Source organism: Bartonella sp. AS69XJJH (genome assembly GCF_042195585.1).
Classification (GTDB): Bacteria; Pseudomonadota; Alphaproteobacteria; order Rhizobiales; family Rhizobiaceae; genus Bartonella.
Genome location: NZ_JBHIOO010000064.1, coordinates 1 through 2,362 on the forward strand (window position 1 = coordinate 1; position 2,362 = coordinate 2,362).

The window sequence follows — 2,362 nt, forward strand, 5'->3', positions numbered from 1 at the left end:
AAAGGCATGTTCGCTGATCCCTTTCTTGATGATCGTTACAGAGATGAAGGCTTTCAACAAACGGGGGCTGTAGGCAATGGCATTTTACAGCTCGCCATTGATCCAACATTCTATACTGCTCCTTTAAAAGCGCCTGTCACGCTTGACTGGACAAATGAAGTAATCATTGCGCAAGAGTTGACAACGGCTTGCGAAAAAATCAACCCCTATCAAAATTTTGCACCCCTGCCTGGTACAGTAACCCTTGAACCCGCGACAGACTTTTGGCATGAACAGCGCACCGATTGGCTCTCTGGTGTCACCAATCAGATCATCATGGGCAGGAACCGTGGGAGAACTATCCGTAACACAGAAGTGCGTGATGATTTGGTGAGTGCAACTCAAGAGCAAATCAATTTTTTAAGACAAATTACCCTTTCCTTTAAAATTGAAGGTTTTGGCAAGTTTGAACAATTAGCAAGCCTCACCTTTGATGGTGTGAATGTTTTGCCAGCAAGCCGCCTTGTTGCCGATAGCAAGGGCACCCTTGAGGGCACTTTTAAGATTCCACAAAACATCACGGCTGGCACAAAAAATGTTGTGGCACGGGGAAAAGGTGGAACCATTGCAACGGGGCTTTTTACCGGTCAAGGTGTGATTGATGTGAAAGTGATGCGGCGCACCACCACGGTGAAGATATGGACGCAATTTGACCCACAAGCGCAGGTCTTTACCCCCGATGAAACACGGCAAATCACAGGAATTGACTTTCATCTTTGCAAAATCGGTAATCAAAACCATGATCTGGTGATTGATTTGGTCACCACTGAAAACGGTTATCCGACCGCCGATATTCAAGCGCAAAGCTTTTATTCTATGAAGGATGCAAAGCTAGGGTGGGCAGAGGCACGCTATGATGTACCACTGTTAGTTCCCGATGACCGATTAACGGCTTTCGTTATCAAGACAGATGATGCTGATCATTCTGTCTCCTTAGCAAAACTTGGGGATTTTGATGCAGAACACCAGAGATACGTCTCAAGCCACCCTTACGTGACCGGTCCACGCTTTTCTTCAGTTAACGCACAAAGCTGGACCGCTCATCAAGATGAGGCTTTAGCCTTTCGAGTGCTAGCCGCACGTTATACACAAACAGAAAAGACTGTCGATTTAGGCACTTTTGATCTTGTGGACTGCTCTGATTTGCAAATCCGTGCAGCCATTGAATTGCCTTCAAGCGATTGTTCTGTCATCTTTGAAATTGAACGAAACAACGGCACAATTTATCAACTCCTACCCTTTCAATTGCTAAGCCTTACCGAATATATCAGTGAAAAGGTAAAGCTTCGCGCCATTCTCAAAGGCACCGAAAAGCTCTCACCCGTCTTGTTTGCTCCTGTGCAATTGATTGCGGGGAAGATTCATAAGGAAGCCACTTATGTCACCCGTGCTTTTGCCTTTGGGGAAAAGGCAAGGTTAACGAACTATATCAAAACATTTTTACCAGGCGGTGCAACCTTCACACTCGAGATGCAACTGGATGATGGTGCTTTCACCCCTCTCACATTAGAGGAAACAGAGCAGTTATCCGAGCCGCTTTGGACAGAGCGTAAATTTGTGAGCAGCGACAAAAGCGCCAAACAAGCACGCCTCAAACTCACGCTTACTGGTGGACCAGCAGCACGGTCAATGGTGAGTGATTTTGGCGCCGGCATATTATGAGGGGAAAACAGAGATGACAAAAACCAAAAAACTCGACATGGAATTGCCTAAAGAAGGTCGTTTTATCAGTTCTGAATTCCCAATCTTGCGCGAAAACTTGACCAAAATTGATCAAGCCATTGCAGATGTTGAGGAAAAGGTAGAGGGAAAAGCGCCTTCAAAACACACGCATAGCATAAGTGATGTTGCAGATCTTGAAGCAGCCCTGAAGGCCAAAATGGCAGCCGATAAAACCTTCTCATTTGCTGATTTAAGCGATATCGAAGGCGCAAAAGATGCTGCCAACAATTATGTTCTCTATAAATCAAGCAATAATAACTTCACCTTTGGCAGTGCTGTCTCTCTATTAGGCGCACACCAACATAAAACCGAAGATATCGTGGGGCTTGATGATTTTAGAGCTAAGATCAACGAAGATCTCACAAGCTATGGGCGCCTCACAAGCCCAAATGAATGGCAAAGTTATAATAAATTTACCAGTAAAGTTACTATAAATGGTGGTTTAGAACTGTTGGGTAATTCGTCGTTTAATCTCACCCATAATGGTGAAGTGGTCACAAGTTTAAGTGCAACGGGAAGCATGTTGAAAGGACCGCTGAAAGTAGATGGTGACCTTATTTATACCAAATCACAAGTGGATGCAGCTATCTTAGCAGAAACA

General features: G+C 44.8%; 2 protein-coding genes. Both read left to right on the top strand.

Annotated features, from left to right (window positions below):
* Positions 1 to 1,701, top strand: a 1,701-nt coding sequence (locus tag ACFIK6_RS09485) for a DUF4815 domain-containing protein (protein WP_375677589.1), incomplete at its 5' end; no start/stop codon positions are given.
* Positions 1,702 to 1,714: 13 nt separating this feature from the next.
* Positions 1,715 to 2,362, top strand: a 648-nt coding sequence (locus tag ACFIK6_RS09490) for a Bgr_08870 family protein (protein ID WP_375677590.1), incomplete at its 3' end; no start/stop codon positions are given.